This is a genomic window from Methanophagales archaeon, from assembly GCA_021159465.1.
In the GTDB taxonomy this organism is placed as follows: domain Archaea; phylum Halobacteriota; class Syntropharchaeia; order Alkanophagales; family Methanospirareceae; genus G60ANME1.
In genome coordinates this window covers 1-2,932 of record JAGGRR010000189.1, presented here as the reverse complement: position 1 = coordinate 2,932, position 2,932 = coordinate 1, and the positions used below count along the sequence as shown (strand labels likewise).

At 42.2% G+C, this 2,932-nt stretch carries 5 protein-coding genes; all 5 read left to right on the top strand.

Going from position 1 to position 2,932, the window contains the following annotated elements; all coding sequences use genetic code 11:
- Nucleotides 1–1,514: right-handed parallel beta-helix repeat-containing protein (locus tag J7J01_08215; GenBank protein MCD6210851.1), on the top strand; the 1,514-nt coding region annotated here is incomplete at its 5' end.
- A gap of 15 nt (nt 1,515–1,529) precedes the next feature.
- Nucleotides 1,530–1,667: a hypothetical protein gene (locus J7J01_08210; protein ID MCD6210850.1), complete on the top strand. Its 138-nt coding sequence runs from the start codon at nt 1,530–1,532 to the stop codon at nt 1,665–1,667.
- Nucleotides 1,664–1,921 carry a hypothetical protein gene (locus J7J01_08205; GenBank protein MCD6210849.1) on the top strand — a complete coding sequence of 86 codons (258 nt, stop codon included), beginning with the start codon at nt 1,664–1,666 and terminating at the stop codon, nt 1,919–1,921. Before J7J01_08210 ends, J7J01_08205 begins: the two co-directional genes overlap by 4 nt.
- Before the next feature lie 15 nt (nt 1,922–1,936).
- Nucleotides 1,937–2,251: a hypothetical protein gene (locus J7J01_08200; GenBank protein ID MCD6210848.1), complete on the top strand. Its 315-nt coding sequence runs from the start codon at nt 1,937–1,939 to the stop codon at nt 2,249–2,251.
- A 14-nt stretch (nt 2,252–2,265) separates the two neighbouring features.
- The coding region (locus tag J7J01_08195) for a hypothetical protein (protein MCD6210847.1) at nt 2,266–2,932 on the top strand (667 nt) is incomplete at its 3' end.

Below are 2,932 nucleotides of genomic sequence, written 5' to 3'. Positions count from 1 at the left end.
AGGACACTGGCGTTGAGTACACCTACGATCCAGTAATGCAAGACTGGAAGAAGAAAGTAGCGCCATACTCTGCGATTGTCTGCAAAGATGGCTCTACCGTATGGGCTGAAGACTCAGATGGTAAGACAATTGCATCAGGAGAAGCTGGAGTGGATGATGCAAGTGTGATACAGAGTGCGATTGATAGTATGCCAACGTATGGTGGTATTATTAAAATAAAAGCACACGATCTAATTCTTGGAAATGTTGATATAAAAGATAATATAACAATAATTGGTGATGCGCATCAGACGGGGACAACTTATCCAAGCATGCAGAGAGTTAAAGCAAATACTTCAGCTAGTTATGTATTCAAGACGGAGGGGCATAATGTGAAATTACAAAATCTGCTTATAGATGGCCGTAATTCTGATACCACACTAATTTTACTTGAGGATAAGTCTTGCTCTATACTTAAAAACATTACATTATTAAATACTAACGGCTACGGTATTCATGTAAAAGGAATGTATAATATATATTGGTATAACATCTGTATAAGAGATTGTGGATACAAAGATAATAATACTTATAGTGTTTTCTTTGATGTTTCGAGTTCGGGGCGACACAATTCTGGTGCAGTGATTTACAACTTAGAAGTATTTAATACAGATTCGGGAAATAGAAACACCGCAATCGCATTCAAGGATGCAGTAGGCTTTGAAATAAAAGATATCAGATCCGGAACCGAGGGTGTGAATATTGCAGCTCCGGTTGTTCATTTTATGTCTGGAGGATTAATAAAATCGATAAGATGGTTTGGTGGATCAATATTCGATTGCCCATCAATCTTATTAAAAATCGAAGATGGATACAGTATAAAAATACACGGTCTAATTACAAACAAAGGCTATGATGGAATACAAGTAGTTGGCGGCAATCAAATACATATAAATAATTGTAGAGGGACGGAAAACCGGCGATACGGTTTATACATCGACACACACGATGTCTATGTTTTAGGAGGGGAATACAATGATAACAGTTTAGATAGTGAAAATGCGTACGATGGCATACGAATAGGTTATGGTGGTGGTGATGTATTAATACTGGGTGCTGCAGCTAAGAATATTAATTATTCTAATCAGAGATGTGGCATCTCTGCAGCGCCGGTGAGTAATATAAGAATTATAGCATGTGATGTCAGAAATAATCTAACTAGCGGTATTGATGCTTCCACAGCGTTTATTAAATATTGTATCGGCTACATCACCGAAAACTCAGGCACCGCAACCTTCGACGGCGACGGCACAACAACAGACTTCCTCATCGGAGATCACGGCTTAGCCGTCACAGACCCATCAAAAATCGTTGTGAAAGTATCACCCATCTCATCAGATGCAATAGCAGCCTCGCCATGCATAGGCTATGTTGATCCTGCGGACAACACAAAAATTAGGGTTAAGTTCGCTTCTGCACCCGCTTCAGGCACAGGAAATGTTAAAATAGTTTGGGAGGCTCAGGTAGTGAGTTAGGAGGTGTGAGTGGGGTTGGAAACTATAAAGGGTTATTACAGCCTCAAAATCGGAGAAAAAACTAAAGAGGAGGGAGAGATGGAGTGTATTCTGTTCCGTTCACTTGAAGAGGCGAGGAAACACATGGATAGCTTGGTGAGTGAGGGGAAATGAGGGGGAAAGCTGTAGTCTTCGTCTCATCAAAGCGTTATCTAAAGTGTGTTCGCACTCCTCATGGCTGGAAGATATACTATGGAGGCGACCCTGCCTTCGTCAAATTCATACGAAGACTGACAAAAGAGGAAAAGATAAGGTTGTGCAAACGACTTTCTGCGCTAATTCAAAAGTCGGCACATAAAGAGGTAGAGAAAGTAAAAAGAGAGATTGAAAGAGAAATCAAAAGATTAAAGGCGCTCCTAGAGGTTTAAGCGGTCGATGCTGAAATGGCAGAAAAAGAGTTGGAGCGGGCGCTGAAGCTCCGAGAGACCTTTCATGGCGTCCCAGCAGATAAGATAATCAAGGTTCGTGTGGAGCGAGAGATCCCGAAAGTATTGGTTGTTTTAGGCAGATGTACGGCAATCATGTATCGTCCAGCGCCACCAACGAAGAAGAAGCAACAAGAGTATGTTCACCGTTTCGGCGACTGGGGAGTTCGCTTTGAGCCTGGCTCTGAGCCTCTGCTTTGTGCCTCGCCAGACGGACGAAGGCTTTTTTTGATTGGAGGTAAATACTGTGTGAGAGATTGGATTTACGGGTGATGGTGGTGGTAGAGATGAGTGAAGTAGGCTACGAAACTTTCAGAGATGCGGTGCTTCGCATACATCCTGGGGCAGAGGAGAAAGACATAAAAGCAGCTTACACACTCGCAGAAGGGCAGAAAAATATTTTGTCAGCAGTGCTCAAGAGGTTGAAAGAGCTGAAAAAGGAGAGAGAAGAGTTAGGGCTTGTTGAGGTAATCCCTAAGGTTATCCTCACAACCATCACCGCTCAGCTTGTAAAGAAGGGCTTAAAGAAAATGGAGAGGAAGGAAGGAGGGGAGGAGAAGGATAAGAAAGAGAAGGAAGAGGAGAAAGGTATAGGCGAGAGCGAGAGCGACAAGGACAAAATCAAAGAGCTTATCAAAGATGTACAAAATTATGTCAAGAAGATCATCCGCAGTAAGAGAGCTTGCTATCTTGCATCCATCTATGCAAAGAAGAAGCTGAATGATTACAATCCAGCCGTAGTCTTTGGAGACGTCTATAAGGACGGAGTGAAAGTAAGAAATCACGCTTGGTTAATCATCACGGTTAAGGGGAAGAAGTGGATTTACGATCCTACAATTAAGAAGTTTGTTGAAGAACTTCCAATACTCATACCTTTGGACGAGGGAAAGAAATACTGGAAAGTTAGAGGACTTCTGGAAGAGCTAAAGAGGGAGAAAGGGGGGAGAGAAGGAG